Here is a 14,615-nt window from a genome sequence, read left to right as displayed (position 1 = left end):
CCTCGGAGGCGTGACAGATCTGCCCGCACGCCCGCTGTATCCGCAGGCGAACTCCGTGGAGGACTTCGCCCACAACCTCGCCGACGTGCGAGCGAACATCGCCGCCGCCGCCGAGCGCGCAGGACGCGACGCGTCCGAGATCCGGTTGCTGTCGGTGAGCAAGACGGTGCCCGAGGAGCGGCTGCTGCTGGCGATCGAGGCCGGTGCCGTGGATCTGGGCGAGAACAAGGTCCAGGAGGCCAAGCGCAAGGCCGGGAACCTCGCCGACCAGCACGTGCGCTGGTCGGTCATCGGGCACCTGCAGACCAACAAGGCCAAGGACGTCGTGGCCTTCGCCGACGAGTTCCAGGCGCTGGACAGCATCCGCCTCGCCGATGCGCTCGACAGGCGCCTGCAGGCGGCGGGCCGCGGCCTCGACGTCTACGTGCAGGTGAACACCTCCGCGGAGGAGTCCAAGTTCGGCCTCGAGCCCGGCGATGCGCTCGCGTTCCTCGAGGAGTTGCGCCACCGCGACAGCCTGCGCGTGCAGGGGCTGATGACCCTCGCGCTGTTCACGAGCGACACCGAGCGCGTGCGGGAGTGCTTCCGCATCCTGCGCGATCTGCGTGATCGGGCCCGCGAGCGCGACCTGGTCGGGCCGGGCGGGCTGTCCATGGGCATGTCCGGCGACTACCAGGCCGCCATCGAGGAGGGTGCGACGGTCGTGCGCATCGGCCAGGCCATCTTCGGCGCCCGGAAGACCCCCGATTCCGAGTACTGGCCGGGCTTCGCGAAGTGACCGCGCACGCCGATCCGTCCGCCTGGGCGCAGGGGCGGGAGCGCTGGGAGCTGGATCGGCGCCCTGCGGAGGTGCTGCTGATCGGATCGCAGGTCGCCTTCGGCTCGGTGGGCATGAACGGCGTGCTCCCCCAGCTGGGGACGGCGAGGGTCGTGCCGCTGCCGACCATCGTGCTGAGCAATCTGCCGCACTACCCGAGCGTTCACGCGGCCCCGATGCCCGCGCAGTGGCTGGCCGACAGCATCCGCGATCTCGATGCGCTGGGTCTGCTGGACGAGATCGACAGCGTGTGCACCGGGTATTTCGCCTCACCGGATCAGGTGACGGCCGTGGCGGACGCGCTCGCGCCGCTGCTGGAGCGGCGTGCGGACCTGCGCGTGCTCGTGGACCCGACGCTGGGCGACTCGGATGTGGGGCTGTACACGGATCCTGCGGTCGCCCCGGCGCTGCGCGACCGGATGCTCCCGATCGCCACCGGCATCATCCCCAACGGGTTCGAACTCGGCCTGCTGGGTGCGCAGGACGCCACGCAGACGGATGCCGAGTCCGCCGCGCGTGCGCTGCTCGGACCCCGGGCGCAGTGGGCGGTGGTCAGCGGCGGATCCGCCGCAGGCGGCCGGACGCTCACGGATCTCGTCGTCACCCGCGACGACGCGCAGCGGCTCGAGCATCCGCTCATCCCCACCACGGTCAAGGGCACGGGCGACGCGTTCGCCGGCGCGCTGCTGGCGGCTCTGCGTCGCGGCAGCGGGATCACGGCCGCTGTCTCCGACGCCGCCGCCGCGGTTCGGGCGCTCCTGGGCTGAACCGACGGCCGTTCGAGCCGAGCCGACGACTGCTCAGTCGGCCGCGGCGGCGAGGACCGGACGGCGCTCGTAGTAGGTCTGCAGCACGATCGTGGCCCTGGTGCGGACGTTCGCGATGGCGCGGATGTCGTTGACGAGCTTCTCCAGGGCGCGCGGTCCCGTCACGCGGACGAACAGCATGTAGCTGGCGTCGCCGGCGATGGAGTGGCACGCCTCGATCTCGGTCAGCGGCTCCAGCAGCTCGGGGGCGTTGTCGGGCTGGCCGGGGTCGATGGGCGTGATCTCGATGAACGCCGACAGCGGCACGCCGACCGCCTCGGGATCGAGGACGGCCTGGTAGCCGGCGATCACGCCACGGCTCTCCAGCCGTTTCAGCCGCGACTGCACGGCGGAGGTCGACAGGCCGACGGTCTCCGAGAGCTGCGCCAGGGTCGCCCGCCCGTCCCGGGAGAGGGCGGCGAGGATCGCATGGTCGACAGGGTCATCCATACATGGAAGAATAGTACCCACATTCGACATAGACCGGAAAATTTCCGGCGATTCACGCGATCGGAGGTCCCGATGTCCACTCTCACCCCCCGCATCAACGCCATCATCGGCGAGCCCGAGGTCGTCGAGGACGCCGCGACCGCCGAGCACAGCACCGCCTGGCACCTGCTCAAGGAGGCGGCGATCGCCATCCGTCCGCTGCAGATCAAGGACGGTTCCATTCCGGATGCCGCCGATCACGCCGCGGCATCCGAGCACGTGTCCGCGATCATCGCCGGCATCCGCGCCCTCTCCCCCGCCTTCCCGCACGACGCCGAGTACCTCGACGCCGCCGTCGCCGACTTCCGACGGTGGGCGGACGGCGGGTTCGGCGTGCCGGACTTCCTCGACTCGCTCGTGGCGTTCCAGCCCCAGCAGCATCGCGTCGACGGCATCCGCCACCTCGTCATCTTCCCGATGTACACCCAGAACGGGTCGACGGACCGGCTCGTCGAGGCCCTCATCGTCGAGACCATCTGGCCGGATTTCATCGCCGAGCTCGAGGCCGGCGACTACGGCAACGAACTGTTCGTCTCGCTGCGCCTGATCGACTTCACCCCGGGCTATGACACGAACTCGGCCGTGCTGTTCCCCGAGACCGTCGCGATGCGGGAGATCCCCTCGTTCACGTGGGGGGCGATCTTCCAGGACCGCGAGGCCGCCCGCTACCGCCGGGTGGTGCGCGCGGCCTCCGAGATCACCAAGCTCGACCTGCCCGAGGCGGCCGCACGGATGCTCGACGACCAGTCCCTCGCCGAGAAGACCTTCGTGATGTGGGACATCATCCACGACCGCACCCACATGCGCGGCGACCTGCCGTTCGACCCGTTCATGATCAAGCAGCGGATGCCGTTCTTCCTCTACTCGCTGGAGGAGCTGCGGTGCGACCTGACCGCGTTCCGCGAGTCGGTGAGGATCCAGAAGCGCCTCACCGCCGCCGACGAGCTCTCGGATGCCGAGCAGGAGATGCTCGAGCACGCCGGGCTCGTGCAGTACGCGGTGATCTTCGACCGGATCTTCCGGTTCGCGATCACCGGCTCCCGGGTGCGCAACTACGACGGTCTGGGCGGGCAGCTGCTGTTCGCCTGGCTGCATCAGCGGGGTGTGCTGCACTGGACCGACACGCGGCTGACCTTCGACTGGGAGGGCGTCCCGGATGCCGTCGTGGCGCTCGGCGACGCGATCGACGAGCTGTACTGGCGTTCCATCGACCGCCCCAAGACCGCGCACTGGCTGGCCGCCTACGACCTCGTCCGCAGTGTGCTGACCCCGAACCCGGCATCCGTCTGGGCGCGTGGGCTGTCGGACGAGATCCTCGCCGGCGCGCCCAAGGGGTACACCGACCAGGTGCTGGACGACGAGTTCCCGCTGTCGATGTTCTTCGAGGCCCTGAGCAAGAAGATGAGGCCCGTCATCGAGTCGACCGTGGGCATCCGAGGCACCGACGACTGACGCCGTCCCTTCCGTTCCCGTCGCAGGGGCTGTCGCTCCGAAGGGTTCTGAGCCGACGTCTTCTGCGACCGGAACGAGGGGGAGGCGGGCGCTGCACGGGGCGGGCGGAACCTCGAGCGGGCGAGGGATGAGAGAGTGGAGACATGAGCATGTCAGGACGGACGGCGCTTCTCGCCGGCGCGACCAGCGCCGCAGGTCTGGCTGCGGCGGCAGCACTCGTCGATGCCGGCGCACGGGTCATCACGACCGGCAGGTCGGCCGAGCGACTGAAGCCCCTCGCCGACGTCGGCGCGCGGATCGAGGTCGCCGACGCGACCTCCTTCACCGACATGTCCGCCCTCGCCCGGCGCATCGGCGCCGTCGACCTCGTACTGCCGCTCGTGGGAGGCTGGCGCGGCGGCGGCGGGCTGGCCGGGCAGAGCGACGAGGACCTCGACGCCCTGCTGCCGTCTTTCCAGGCCGTGCGGGCGACCAGCCGCGCCTTCGACGCGTCCATCAGGGCGTCGGATGCCGGTCGCTTCGCCATGGTGTCCTCCACCGCCGTGGAGCGTCCGCTGGCGGGAGGGGCGAACTACACGAGCATCAAGGCCGCCGGCGAGGCGTGGACGCTCGCCGTCGCACAGGGGTACGCCAAGGCGGCACGGGATTCCGACCGGCCGCTGCGCGCGGCATCCGTCATCCTCCGCGCGGAGGGCGCCCTCGATCCTGACGCTCTCGCCCGTGCGGTCATCGGGCTGTGGGATGCGGATGCGACGGAGTCGAACGGCACGATCCGCCTGCTGTGAGCCGGTGGCCGGGGCACGGCTCACGACGAATGCGAAGGCCGTAGGCTTGTCCTGTGAGCGTTCTGCATGATACCGCTGTGCGCGGCTTCGCGTCCGACAACTACTCCGGCATCCACCCTGAGGTGCTCTCCGCCATCGCCGCGGCCAACGACGGCCACCAGGGCGCCTACGGCGCGGACGCGTACACGGCCCGTCTGCAGGAGGTGTTCGCGACGCACTTCGGTGACGGCGTCGTGGCCTTCCCGGTCTTCAACGGCACGGGCGCGAACGTCACCGCTCTGCAATCGATGCTGCCGCGCTGGGGTGCTGTGATCTCGGCATCCACGGCGCACATCAACGTCGACGAGGGCGGTGCGCCCGAGCGCATCGGCGGCATCAAGCTGCTGACCGTGCCCACCGAGGACGGCAAGCTCACCCCCGAGCTCGTCGATCGCGAGGCATGGGGCTGGGGGGACCAGCACCGCGCCCAACCGCTGGTGGTCTCGATCACACAGTCCACCGAGCTGGGGACCCTGTACACGGCGGAGGAGATCAGAGCCCTCGCCGACCACGCCCACGAGCGCGGCATGCGGCTGCACGTCGACGGTGCCCGACTCGCCAATGCCGCGGCCGCCCTCGACCTTCCCCTGCGCGCCTTCACCCGCGACGCCGGCGTGGATGTGCTCAGCTTCGGCGGCACGAAGAACGGCGCCATGCTGGGCGAGGCCGTCGTCGTGCTCGACCCCGCGGCGGCCGATGGCCTGGTCTACGCGCGCAAGTTCAACATGCAGCTGGCCTCGAAGATGCGGTTCGTCTCCGCGCAGCTGATCGCCCTGCTGGAGGGCGATCTGTGGCTGCGCAACGCGCGCCACTCCAACGCCATGGCTGCCCGGCTGCGGTCCGCCATCGAGCAGGGGCTGGCCGACGGCAGCATCCGCGGCGTCGGATTCACGCAGCCCACGCAGGCCAACGGCGTCTTCGCGACCCTCCCCGACGGCGTCGCCGACCGGCTGCGGGAGAGTTTCCGGTTCTACGACTGGGACGCCTCCCGCAACGAGGTGCGCTGGATGTGCAGCTTCGACACGCAGGAGTCGGATGTCGACGCCTTCGTCGCCGAGCTGGGCAGGCTCACTCGGGGCTGATATCCCGCCCGACGCGGACCGCGCCCGCCTCGACGGATGCCGACGGCGGGCGTCGGCCTCGGGGCTGAAGAACCGCCTGGCCCACATCATGAGCGCCGTGATGAAGGCCGAGGGTGGGGTCGAGGGGGAAGGCGCTCAGCACCTCGGCACCGGTGCCGGTGACGGCGAGCATCCACTCCAGCCGCACCCCTCCGATGCCGGGGACATACGCCCCGGGCTCCAGCAGGATGACCATGTCGGGCTCCAGAGGCTCGCCGGCCCCCGGCACGATGGAGGGGAACTCGTGGCTGGCGGTGCCGACGCTGTGGCCGGTGTGGTGCGGATACGTGTAGCCCGCGCGTTCGACGGTGCTGCGGACGATGCGATCGAGCTCACCGACGCTGAGTCCGGGCCGGGTCGCGTCGACACCGGCCTGCAGCGCGGAGGAGACCGCGCGATGCATGCGGAGGAACTCCGCGCCGGGTTCACCGACGAACAGCGTGTTCGCGCTGTCGCCCCAGTAGAGGTCCATCCGAGGCGCCAGATCCACGATCACTGGATCGCCTTCGCGGATGACACGGTCACTCGCCCAGCCCACGACGCCCGCAGTGCGATCGATGCCGGAGATGAAGTCGCCGGTGACCTCGCACCGACCGCCGATCGCGTCGTCCCAGACGGCACGGACCTCGGCGAAGCACTCCAGCTCCGTGCGTCCGGGGCGGACGGCCTCCGCGGCCCGCCGCTGCGCGGTCGAGGTGAGCGCCGCGCCTCGACGGATGACCTCGAGCTCCACCGCGGTCTTGGTCTTGCGCACCTGCTGCAGCGCGGCCGTCGCGTCGAGACGCTCCAGGTCCCGCAGCGCGATGAGCTCCGCCGCGGTGGCGGAGAGGGTGTCGGGCTCGACCAGCAGCGTTCCCGCCCGCAGACCCGCCGCGTCCAGCAGGCGACCCAGACCCTCGCGGTAGTGCTGCCACAGCGGAACGTCGATGAGGGAGTCGGTGCCGTACTCGATCACATGATCGGCACGACTCTCCCGCGCCGAGCTCCCCCGCATCCGCGGGACGAGCAGCCACATCTCGCCGGCGGGGCTGACGACGAGCGCATCCGGTCCGCCGGCGACGAAGGGCGCGCCGAGCTCCTGCGAGACCCGCAGGCCCGCGGCGTACGCGATCGAGTCGTATCCGGTCAGCAGGGCTGCGTGCGCGTTCTGCTCCGCGACCATGCCCGCCACGCGCGCGGTGCGCTCATCCGAGATGGGCATCCGATCAGCGCCCCGTCCGGTCGACGGTGCGGAGTGTCTGCCGCTGTGCAGTGCTCGGAATCTCCGTCACGGGGATCCTCCTTGTTCGGTCTCGTGTGCGTCTGCGCACCGGGAGTCTCGCTGCCGGGCTCTCGGGACGGCGGTCCGCCCGCCGGGAGCCCGGTGGCCGACCCGTCAGCTCTCGGCGGGATGGATGGGTGCGGGCCCGAGCTCGTCGATGAGCTTCTTCATCTCGACATAGGCCTTGTTGCGGTAGGCGACCAGCTCGGGGGTCCGGTCGGAGGGGACGTCGAGGAAGCCCGCACCGGTCTTGGTGCCGAGCTTGCCGGCGGAGACGAGTTCGTCGAGGACCCTCGGGGTCGCGAAGCGCTCGGGGAACTCCGTCTGCAGGGACGCGTAGCAGAAGGCGTACACATCGAGCCCCGCCATGTCGGCGATGGCGAACGGGCCGAAGAACGGCAGTCGGAATCCGAAGGTGGTACGAACGATCGTGTCGATGTCCTCGGCGGTCGCGATGCCGTCCTCCACCAGCTGAGTGGCCTCGTGGAACAGCGCGTACTGCAGACGGTTGAGGACGAAGCCGGTGGTGTCCTTGACGCGCGCGGTCTCCTTCCCGGCGGCCGCGACGATGCCCTCGACGGTCTTCAGCGCGGCCTCGCCGGTGCCCGCGTGCGGGATGAGCTCGACACCGGGGATGAACGGCGCCGGGTTGGAGAAGTGCACGCCGAGGAACCGGCTGGGGCCGGTGACGGCCTCGGCGAGTCGGGCGATGAGGATCGTGGAGGTGTTGCTGCCGATGACCGCCTCCGGCGATGCCGCGACGCTGATGCGATTCAGCGTCGCGTGCTTGATCTCGATCTTCTCGGGGACGGCCTCCTCGATGAACTCCGCTCCCGCCACCGCGTCCTCGATGGTCGCCGCGGTGAGCCGCTCGGCGATGATCGTCGCGGCCTCCTGAGGGAACAGGCCCTCGGCGGCGAACTGCTCGGCTTCGGCGATGAGGCGGTCTCGGTTGCGCCGAGCAACCTCGATGTCGACGTCGGCGATGCGCACGGCGGCACCCGAGAGCGCCAGGGACTGCGCGATGCCGCCACCCATGTACCCGCTGCCCACGACAGCGTAGACGGGGCGTTCCTGATCTGTCATGGTGTTCTCCTGATTCTGCGCGCTCAGGCGCTGACGGTCTCGGATGCTGCGGGGATGGCGCTGCGATTGCCGTCGGTGGCGGATACGCCGCCCTCCGGCAGCAGCGTGCGCAGGTAGTCACGGTTGGTGGCGCAGATGCCGAGGCTGTCGCCGCCATACTGCTCCATGAGGAACGGGCCGCGGAAGCCGACCTCGACGGCCCTGGCGACCATCGCGCGGTAGTCGATGATCCCCAGTTCGAGCGAGGTGGGGACGGATGTCCACCAGCTGCCGTCGCCGGCCTCGTCGCGCGTGTAGTTCTTGACGTGCCAGTAGTTGGCGTACGGCAGGGTCTTCTCGTGCAGCTCGCGCCAGTCCTCGACGGGACGGTGCAGGCGGATGAGGTTGGCGATGTCGGGGTTGAGTCCGACGTTGTCGAGCCCGATCTCCTCGATCAGTCGCACGGCGCTGTCCGCGGTGCCGAGGTAGGTGTCCTCGTACATCTCCAGCGCCATCGGCAGGCCCACGGATGCCGCGTGCTCGCCGAGCTCGCGCAGACGGCGGACGGCGAGTGCGCGGGTCTCGGCGTCGTCGGGGTCGACGGGCCCCTGCACGGTCCAGAACCAGAGGGCCTTGCGCTGCGCCTCGTTGAAGGGCTGGTGCAGCCCCGTGGAGAACACCTGCATACCCAGCTCGGCGGCAGCATCGATCGCCTGGTGTGCGTAGGCGAGGTTCTGCTCGCCCCTGCCCGGCTCGATGATGCTCTGGCGCTGCACGTGCACGGAGGTCAGGCTGACGCCGTGGCTGTCCGCGATCGATTTCAGCTCCGCGCGGCGCGCGGGCGTGAGATCGGACGGACGGATGTGACTGTCGGCGATCTCGATGGCGGTGAAGCCGAGGCGGGCGACCTGCCGGAAGACGCCGTCCCACCGCTCCGATGCCGCATCGTGCATGCGCGTGCCGTCCGACGCGACCGGGGAGAACCCGTGCATGCAGATGGCGATAGGCCAGTTGTCGGCGGTGAGGGTGTGCGGCGTAGTGCTCATTGCGGCTCCATCGACGGGAAGGACTCCGGGAGATCTCGGCTATTCCTAGATCCTATAGGAAATATAGATTAATGCAAAAAAATGATGTCAGGACAGGACGCGCTCCCGCACCGCGACAGGCTGCGCTCTCCCGCGTCGTGCGGGACGGATGCGTCGCCGCACGACGTCCGCAGTGGGACACAGCGTCGTCGATGTACCCGGAGCGGCGACGCGGATCAGTCCCGTGCGAGATCCAGGGACCTGGCGCGCACATGCTCGATGTGCAGCCGCATCATGCGCGCAGGGGCATCCGGGTCCTCGCTCGCGAAGGCGTCGCAGATCGCCTCGTGCTCGGCGATCGCCTCTCGGACGTCGGTCGCACCGTGCCGCATGATCTGCCGCATCCGGTGCAGCTGCGCGCCGAGCGACTCCGACATCTGACGCAGGTACCTGTTCCCGCAGTACCGGAACAGCACCTCGTGGAACGCCGCATCCGCCGCATAGTAGGCGGTGGCCAGATCCACGTCGTTGCGGCCGGCGTGGAACGCTTCGATCACCCGCTCGCCGGCGCTGCGGTGATGCTCCTCCGCCTCGCGGAGCTCGGTGAGCATGTCGTCTCCCGCCGCCGCCGCGAGGCGAACGGCCTCGACCTCGAGCATGAGGCGTGCGTCGAACAGTTCACGCAGCTGCGCGGCGCCCAGCGGTGGCGCCATGCGATAGCCCTTCAGCGCCTCTCTGGTGACCAGGCCCGTGCGCTCCAGATGCACCATGGCCTCGCGCACCGGTGTCGGCGAGACGTCCAGCTGCCGCGCGATCGTGTCGATGGAGAGCCGGGCCCCGGGCTCGACCTCGCCGCTCAGGAGCAGCTGCAGGATGCGCTCGTAGACACGATCGCGCAGACCCCGACGCTCTATCGTCGAGTCCCACTCCCGTGCTCCGCGCCGTTCAGTCGCCATGCCCTGCTCTCCTTCGTCGTTCGTGCGTCCTGCCGCCGGTCATCCGGTGATCGCGGCGACCTCGTCGAGAATCATCCGCACTGCTTCCGGGTCATGCACGAAGCGCCCCAGGAACAGCCCGTCGACACTGTCCGAGACCTCGATCAGCATCCCCGGACCCGCACTTCCACCGTAGATCACGCGGGCGTCCAGACCGCGCCGATCGAGTCCGTCGCGCAGCCGGTCGCACACCCCGCGGATGTGGGCGGCGGGGGCGGGCTCCGGCGCACCGATCGCCCACAGCGGCTCGTACGCGATCACGATCTCGCCCAGCCGCCCCGCGGCACGGGCCGTCGTCAACGCGGAGTCCACCTGCGCGATGCACGCGTGCGCGGCCTGCTCGGCATCCGTGCTCTCGGCCTCTCCCACGCACAGGATCGGGACGAGTCCGCTGCGCATCGCCGCGGCGGTCTTCGCCGCGACGACCTCGTCGGTGTCGCCGAACATCCCGCGCCGCTCGGCGTGCCCCACCTCGACGAAGCGACAGCCGAGCTCGGCGAGCACCGACCCGGACACCTCACCGGTGAACGCACCCGCATCGTGCTCGGCGACGTCCTGCGCACCGACGGCGAGGGCGCCCGCGGCGACTTCCAGGCAAGCCGGTATCGACGGGTACTGCGGGATGACGAACATCTCGGTGCGCCCGCGCGCCGGATGCTCCGCCAGCACCTCCGCGACGGCCGCGGTCCACGCGACGGTCCTGGCGTGCGAGAAGTACATCTTCAGGCTCGCCCCGATCAGCATCCGCCGGCGCACGGGGCGGGCGCCCTCCTCAGACCCCTTCATACGCGCAGATCTCGCGCACCTTCTCCGCGGATGCGCTGCCCGGGTCGAACGTGTACGTGAGCCATTCGGCGGCCAGCCGCCGCGCGAGCTCGATACCGACCACGCGCTGCCCCATGCACAGCACCTGTGCGTTGTTGGAGAGCACGGAGCGCTCCACGCTGTACGAGTCGTGCGCGGTGACCGCGCGGATCCCGGCGACCTTGTTCGCGGAGATCGCGACCCCGAGTCCCGTGCCGCAGACGAGGATGGCGCGGTCGGCCTCCCCTGCCGCCACCTTCTCCGCGGCCGTGGTCGCCACGGTCGGGTAGTTGGTGTGGCCGTCGGCATCGACGCCGACGTCGACGACGTCCGCGACGAGCGGGTTCCTCAGCAGGTCGGCCTTGATGCGCTCCTTGTAGTCGAAGCCCGCGTCGTCCGAGCCGATGACGAGTCGAAGTGCCATATCAGTGATCCCCTTTCAGGATGTCCAGCACGGTCCGAGTGACGAGCGCGAAGGAGACCGCGCCCGGGTCCGGGGTGCCGAGGCTCCTGTCCCCGTGCGATCGGGCGCGGCCGAGCCGCGCGGTCATCGACGCCGTCGCCTCAGCGGCACGGGTCGCCTCCTCCGCGGCATCCGTCCAGGCGTCCAGCAGACGATCGCCGGCCTGCACGCGCTGGGCCAGACGATCCGCGAACGGGACGATCGCGTCGACCATCGTCTTGTCCCCCCGCTGCGCCTTGCCGAACGACATCACGGCGTCCTTCATGCGCAGCACGCCGTCCGCCACGGTCCCGGCGTCGACGGCCCTGTCGTCTCCGAGCGAGTCGCCCAGCGCGACGAGCATCTCGCCCCAGATGGCTCCGGAGGTGCCGCCGCCGGCATCCGACCAGGCGTCGGCGGCCCACTGCAGCACGGTGCGCGCGCCGGCACCGCGATCGGCCGCCCGCTGCGCGGCATCCGCTGCCGCCCGGCTTCCGCGATGCATGCCGATGCCGTGATCGCCGTCGCCGGCGATCCTGTCGATGCGGCCGAGCTCGTCCGCCTCGGCGTCGAGCATCTCGGCGATGGCCCGGAACGACCTGGTGACCGTGGCCGCCGCCTCCCGCGACGGCGCCGTCGCCTCGCCGACCACGCGCTGTTCCTCGGCGGACTCGGTGACCCCCACCTCGACGCGCCCCTCGATCGATCCCCTGCGGAACGCAGGAGTGTCGCTTGGCGCGAGCCAGAGCCGCTCGAGCTCGTCGTCGAGCCACAGCAGCGTCAGCGACGCACCCGCCATGTCGAAGCTCGTGCAGAACTCCCCGACCTCGGGCGAGACGATCGTGACGCCTGCCTGCTCGAGCAGCCGATGGACGCTCGCGTACACGACGTACAGCTCCTCGTACTTGACGCCGCCCAGGCCGTTGAGGATTGGAACGACGCGCGCGCCGTCGAGAGATGCGCCATCGGGGATCTCATCCAGAAGCGAGGAGACCAACAGGTCGGCGAGGCCCTCCGCCGAGGGCACGTCGACCTCGTCGATGCCGGGCTCCCCGTGGATGCCGAGTCCCACGGCCATGCGGCCCTCGGGAACGGTGAACAGCGGCTCGTCCGCGCCGGGTAGCGTGCAGCCGCTGAAGGCCACGCCCAGGCTGCGCGTGCGGTCGTTGGCTCGTCGGGCCAGCCGCTCGACCTCGTCGAGATCGGCGCCCGCCTCGGATGCGGCACCGGCGATCTTGAACACCACGAGGTCGCCCGCGATGCCGCGGCGCTTCTCGATCTCGCTTCTGGGCGCGCTGGAGATGTCGTCGGTGACGGTCACGGTGCGGCAGTCGATGCCGGCCGCGCGCATCCGCTCCTGCGCCTGCGTGAAGTGCAGCACGTCACCCGCGTAGTTGCCGTAGCTCAGCAGCACACCGCGGCCCTCGTTCGCGGCGGTGGCGACCGAGTGCACCTGGTGCGCGGACGGCGAGGCGAAGAGATTGCCCATCGCGGCGCCGTGGGCGAGCCCCGGCCCCACCAGCCCCGCGAAGGTCGGGTAGTGTCCGCTGCCGCCGCCGATCACGACGGCGACGGTGGGCTCCGGGCCACGGGTCGAGCGGACCACACCGCCGGACACCGGGCGCACCCACCTCGCGGAGGCCAGGGCGAGGCCCGCGGCGGCCTCCTCAGCGAAGTCGTCTGGGTCATTGAACAAGCGCGTCATCGCGGTCTCCTTCATGCGCTCCCGGCGCGGCTCAATCCTGTAACGACCTATCCTATAGGAAATTGGATAAAGGATGCCAGATAGCCTCACTGTGAGGTGGCTGAACACCGCGCGTGGGAGCCGAACACGGGTGGTCGGACTCCGGATCCGCGATCACTCCCCCGCGAAGGCGCACCGGGGCGCGACAGGGTGACGCGAGAGCGGGCGCCGGGACGGACGCAGGACGCGGCGCCGCCGCGTCAGCGCAGGAGGCCGAGGTGGGCGAGCGCCTGGCGGATCAGCGATCCCCGGCCGCCCTCCATCTCCGCGGACACGGCATCGGTGGCCGCCTCCTCCGGGGAGAACCAGGTGACCTCGAGGGCATCCTGGCGGGGCTCGCACGTGCCGGTGACCGGCACGATGAACACGAGCGAGACGGCGTGCTGACGATCATCGTGGAACGCGCTGACTCCGGGGATCGGGAAGTACTCCGCCACCGTGAAGGGCGTCGGTGACACGGGCAGCAGCGGGAACGCCATCGGGCCGAGGTCGTTCTCGATGTGCCGGAAGAGGGCGTCCCGCACGGTCTCCCCGTATCGCACCCGCCCCGAGACCAGTGTGCGGGTGATCTCGCCGAGCGGGGTGGAGCGCAGCAGCACGCCGATGGAGGTGACCTGGCCAGCGCCGTCGGTGACCACGGGTACGGCCTCGACGTACAGCATCGGCAGTCGGCGGCGCGCCTCCTCGAGTTCGATGTCGCTCAGCCAGCCCGGGTTGTCGTTCGCCGAGGGCACGTCGTCGAACCCGAAGCCGCCGTCCGGGTCAGGGTCAGGTGTGCGCACCGCCATGAGTCCTTTCTACCAGCCGAATGCAGGGCGCGAAGCAGGCAAGATGGAGTCATGATCGAGGAGCTGAGGATCGACGACGACCTGACGCGCTGGTCACCGACCCCGCGTGCGGGGACGCCGCTGCTCGTGCTGCTGCACGGCTACGGCGCTGACGAGAACGACCTGTTCGGTCTCGTCCCCCACCTTCCGGACGGAGTGGCGGTGGCATCCGTCGCCGCTCCCCTCACGCCGCCATGGCCGATGCCCGGGAGGGCCTGGTACCGGATCGACTCGCTGAACTCGCGGGACTCGGCGGGCATCACCGCGGCCGCGGAGGCGCTGCTGCGCTGGCTGGACGCCGAGACAGGCGATTCGTCCTCCGTCGCCCTGCTGGGCTTCTCGCAGGGCGCGGCCGTGGCGCTGCAGGCACTCCGGCTGGCGCACGACCGCATCGCCGCCGTGGTGGCGCTCAGCGGCTACGCGGCACCCGGCGACCTGCCCGGGGATGCCGTGCTGCGAGAGCGGAAGCCGCCCGTCTTCTGGGGCCGGGGCAGTCGCGACGAGGTGATCCCGCAGAACCTCGTCGACCACACCGCCCAGTGGCTTCCCGGGCATTCCGAGCTGTCCGGACGGATCTACCCCGGGCTCACGCACTCCATCTCCGAGCAGGAGCTCGCCGACGTGTGCGTGTTCCTCTCGCAGTGGAAGGACGCGATCAGGTCCTGATCGTCAGATCGTCGGCGAGGTCCCGTCGTCCTCATCCGGATCGCCGTCGGCATCCGGGTCGGCGGGATCATCGGCATCCGGATGCCGTGTCCGCGATCCTCCGCGGGTGAACGCGACCATGAGGGCGAGCGTGACGGCGAGGCCGATACCGAGCGAGACCGGCATGCTGTCGGTGGCGGCGGCGAGCGCAGCGGCGACGCCGAGGCCGATGATGGTGCTCCCCGCGAAGCCCATCCGGGCCCGCATCTCGTGCGAACTCGGCTGTCTGTCGTCCATG

The 14,615-nt window shown here is 70.3% G+C and carries 16 protein-coding genes; 6 read left to right on the top strand and 10 right to left on the bottom strand.

Features of this window, described 5'->3' with window-relative positions:
- Positions 1-10: 10 nt before the first annotated feature.
- Together ABD770_RS08950 and ABD770_RS08945 are read left to right on the top strand one after the other, a co-directional pair.
- Complete coding sequence (locus ABD770_RS08950) at positions 11-778, top strand: YggS family pyridoxal phosphate-dependent enzyme (RefSeq protein WP_344819204.1); 768 nt, start codon at positions 11-13, stop codon at positions 776-778.
- A complete protein-coding gene (locus tag ABD770_RS08945) occupies positions 775-1,584 on the top strand; it encodes a PfkB family carbohydrate kinase (protein ID WP_344819203.1) in 810 nt (269 codons plus the stop codon). The genes ABD770_RS08950 and ABD770_RS08945 overlap by 4 nt, the downstream gene beginning before the upstream one ends.
- Positions 1,585-1,617: 33 nt before the next feature.
- Here the strand turns inward: ABD770_RS08945 and ABD770_RS08940 are convergent, their stop codons facing one another.
- A complete protein-coding gene (locus tag ABD770_RS08940) occupies positions 1,618-2,073 on the bottom strand; it encodes an Lrp/AsnC family transcriptional regulator (protein ID WP_344819202.1) in 456 nt (151 codons plus the stop codon).
- Between the two features lie 72 nt (positions 2,074-2,145).
- Here ABD770_RS08940 and ABD770_RS08935 point away from each other — a divergent pair, with 72 nt between their 5' ends.
- The 3 genes from ABD770_RS08935 (at position 2,146) to ABD770_RS08925 (ending at position 5,470) form a co-directional block, all read left to right on the top strand.
- Entirely contained in the window at positions 2,146-3,564 is a 1,419-nt protein-coding gene (locus tag ABD770_RS08935) for a DUF6421 family protein (protein WP_344819201.1), read from the top strand.
- Positions 3,565-3,707: 143 nt separating this feature from the next.
- Entirely contained in the window at positions 3,708-4,349 is a 642-nt protein-coding gene (locus ABD770_RS08930) for an SDR family NAD(P)-dependent oxidoreductase (protein WP_344819200.1), read from the top strand.
- Positions 4,350-4,402: 53 nt separating this feature from the next.
- Complete coding sequence (locus tag ABD770_RS08925) at positions 4,403-5,470, top strand: threonine aldolase family protein (RefSeq protein ID WP_344819199.1); 1,068 nt, start codon at positions 4,403-4,405, stop codon at positions 5,468-5,470.
- Here the strand turns inward: ABD770_RS08925 and ABD770_RS08920 are convergent.
- The 8 genes from ABD770_RS08920 to ABD770_RS08885 all read right to left on the bottom strand — a co-directional run bounded on the left by ABD770_RS08920 (position 5,457) and on the right by ABD770_RS08885 (position 13,633).
- On the bottom strand, positions 5,457-6,710 hold the full coding sequence (locus ABD770_RS08920; protein ID WP_344819198.1) for a M24 family metallopeptidase: 1,254 nt from the start codon (positions 6,708-6,710) through the stop codon (positions 5,457-5,459). The genes ABD770_RS08925 and ABD770_RS08920 overlap by 14 nt on opposite strands.
- Before the next feature lie 174 nt (positions 6,711-6,884).
- Positions 6,885-7,856, bottom strand: a complete 972-nt coding sequence (locus tag ABD770_RS08915; protein WP_344819197.1) for a 3-hydroxyacyl-CoA dehydrogenase family protein — start codon at positions 7,854-7,856, stop codon at positions 6,885-6,887.
- A 23-nt stretch (positions 7,857-7,879) separates the two neighbouring features.
- Positions 7,880-8,881, bottom strand: coding sequence for a sugar phosphate isomerase/epimerase family protein (locus ABD770_RS08910; protein WP_344819196.1), 1,002 nt, complete (start codon positions 8,879-8,881; stop codon positions 7,880-7,882).
- 215 nt (positions 8,882-9,096) lie between these two features.
- Positions 9,097-9,816, bottom strand: coding sequence for a GntR family transcriptional regulator (locus ABD770_RS08905; RefSeq protein ID WP_344819194.1), 720 nt, complete (start codon positions 9,814-9,816; stop codon positions 9,097-9,099).
- A gap of 39 nt (positions 9,817-9,855) precedes the next feature.
- Complete coding sequence (locus tag ABD770_RS08900; protein ID WP_344819193.1) at positions 9,856-10,641, bottom strand: triose-phosphate isomerase family protein; 786 nt, start codon at positions 10,639-10,641, stop codon at positions 9,856-9,858.
- Complete coding sequence (locus tag ABD770_RS08895; RefSeq protein WP_344819192.1) at positions 10,628-11,083, bottom strand: ribose-5-phosphate isomerase; 456 nt, start codon at positions 11,081-11,083, stop codon at positions 10,628-10,630. The genes ABD770_RS08900 and ABD770_RS08895 overlap by 14 nt, the downstream gene beginning before the upstream one ends.
- Before the next feature lies 1 nt (position 11,084).
- Positions 11,085-12,806: a dihydroxyacetone kinase family protein gene (locus tag ABD770_RS08890; protein ID WP_344819191.1), complete on the bottom strand. Its 1,722-nt coding sequence runs from the start codon at positions 12,804-12,806 to the stop codon at positions 11,085-11,087.
- 239 nt (positions 12,807-13,045) lie between these two features.
- Entirely contained in the window at positions 13,046-13,633 is a 588-nt protein-coding gene (locus tag ABD770_RS08885) for an NUDIX hydrolase family protein (protein WP_344819190.1), read from the bottom strand.
- Between the two features lie 51 nt (positions 13,634-13,684).
- On the opposite strand from ABD770_RS08885, the gene ABD770_RS08880 reads away from it, so the two are divergent.
- Positions 13,685-14,338 (top strand): alpha/beta hydrolase, encoded by a 654-nt coding sequence (locus ABD770_RS08880; protein WP_344819189.1) that lies wholly within the window; start codon positions 13,685-13,687, stop codon positions 14,336-14,338.
- A 3-nt stretch (positions 14,339-14,341) separates the two neighbouring features.
- Here the strand turns inward: ABD770_RS08880 and ABD770_RS08875 are convergent, their stop codons facing one another.
- The gene (locus ABD770_RS08875; protein ID WP_344819188.1) at positions 14,342-14,614 is read right to left on the bottom strand and encodes a hypothetical protein; all 273 of its coding nucleotides are present in this window, start codon (positions 14,612-14,614) and stop codon (positions 14,342-14,344) included.
- Position 14,615: the final 1 nt, after the last annotated feature.

Origin of the sequence: Microbacterium soli, assembly GCF_039539005.1 — a bacterium.
GTDB classification, from domain to species: Bacteria; Actinomycetota; Actinomycetes; order Actinomycetales; family Microbacteriaceae; genus Microbacterium; species Microbacterium soli.
Note: the sequence above shows the minus strand (reverse complement) of the source record. Positions and strands in the feature narration are given on the sequence as shown.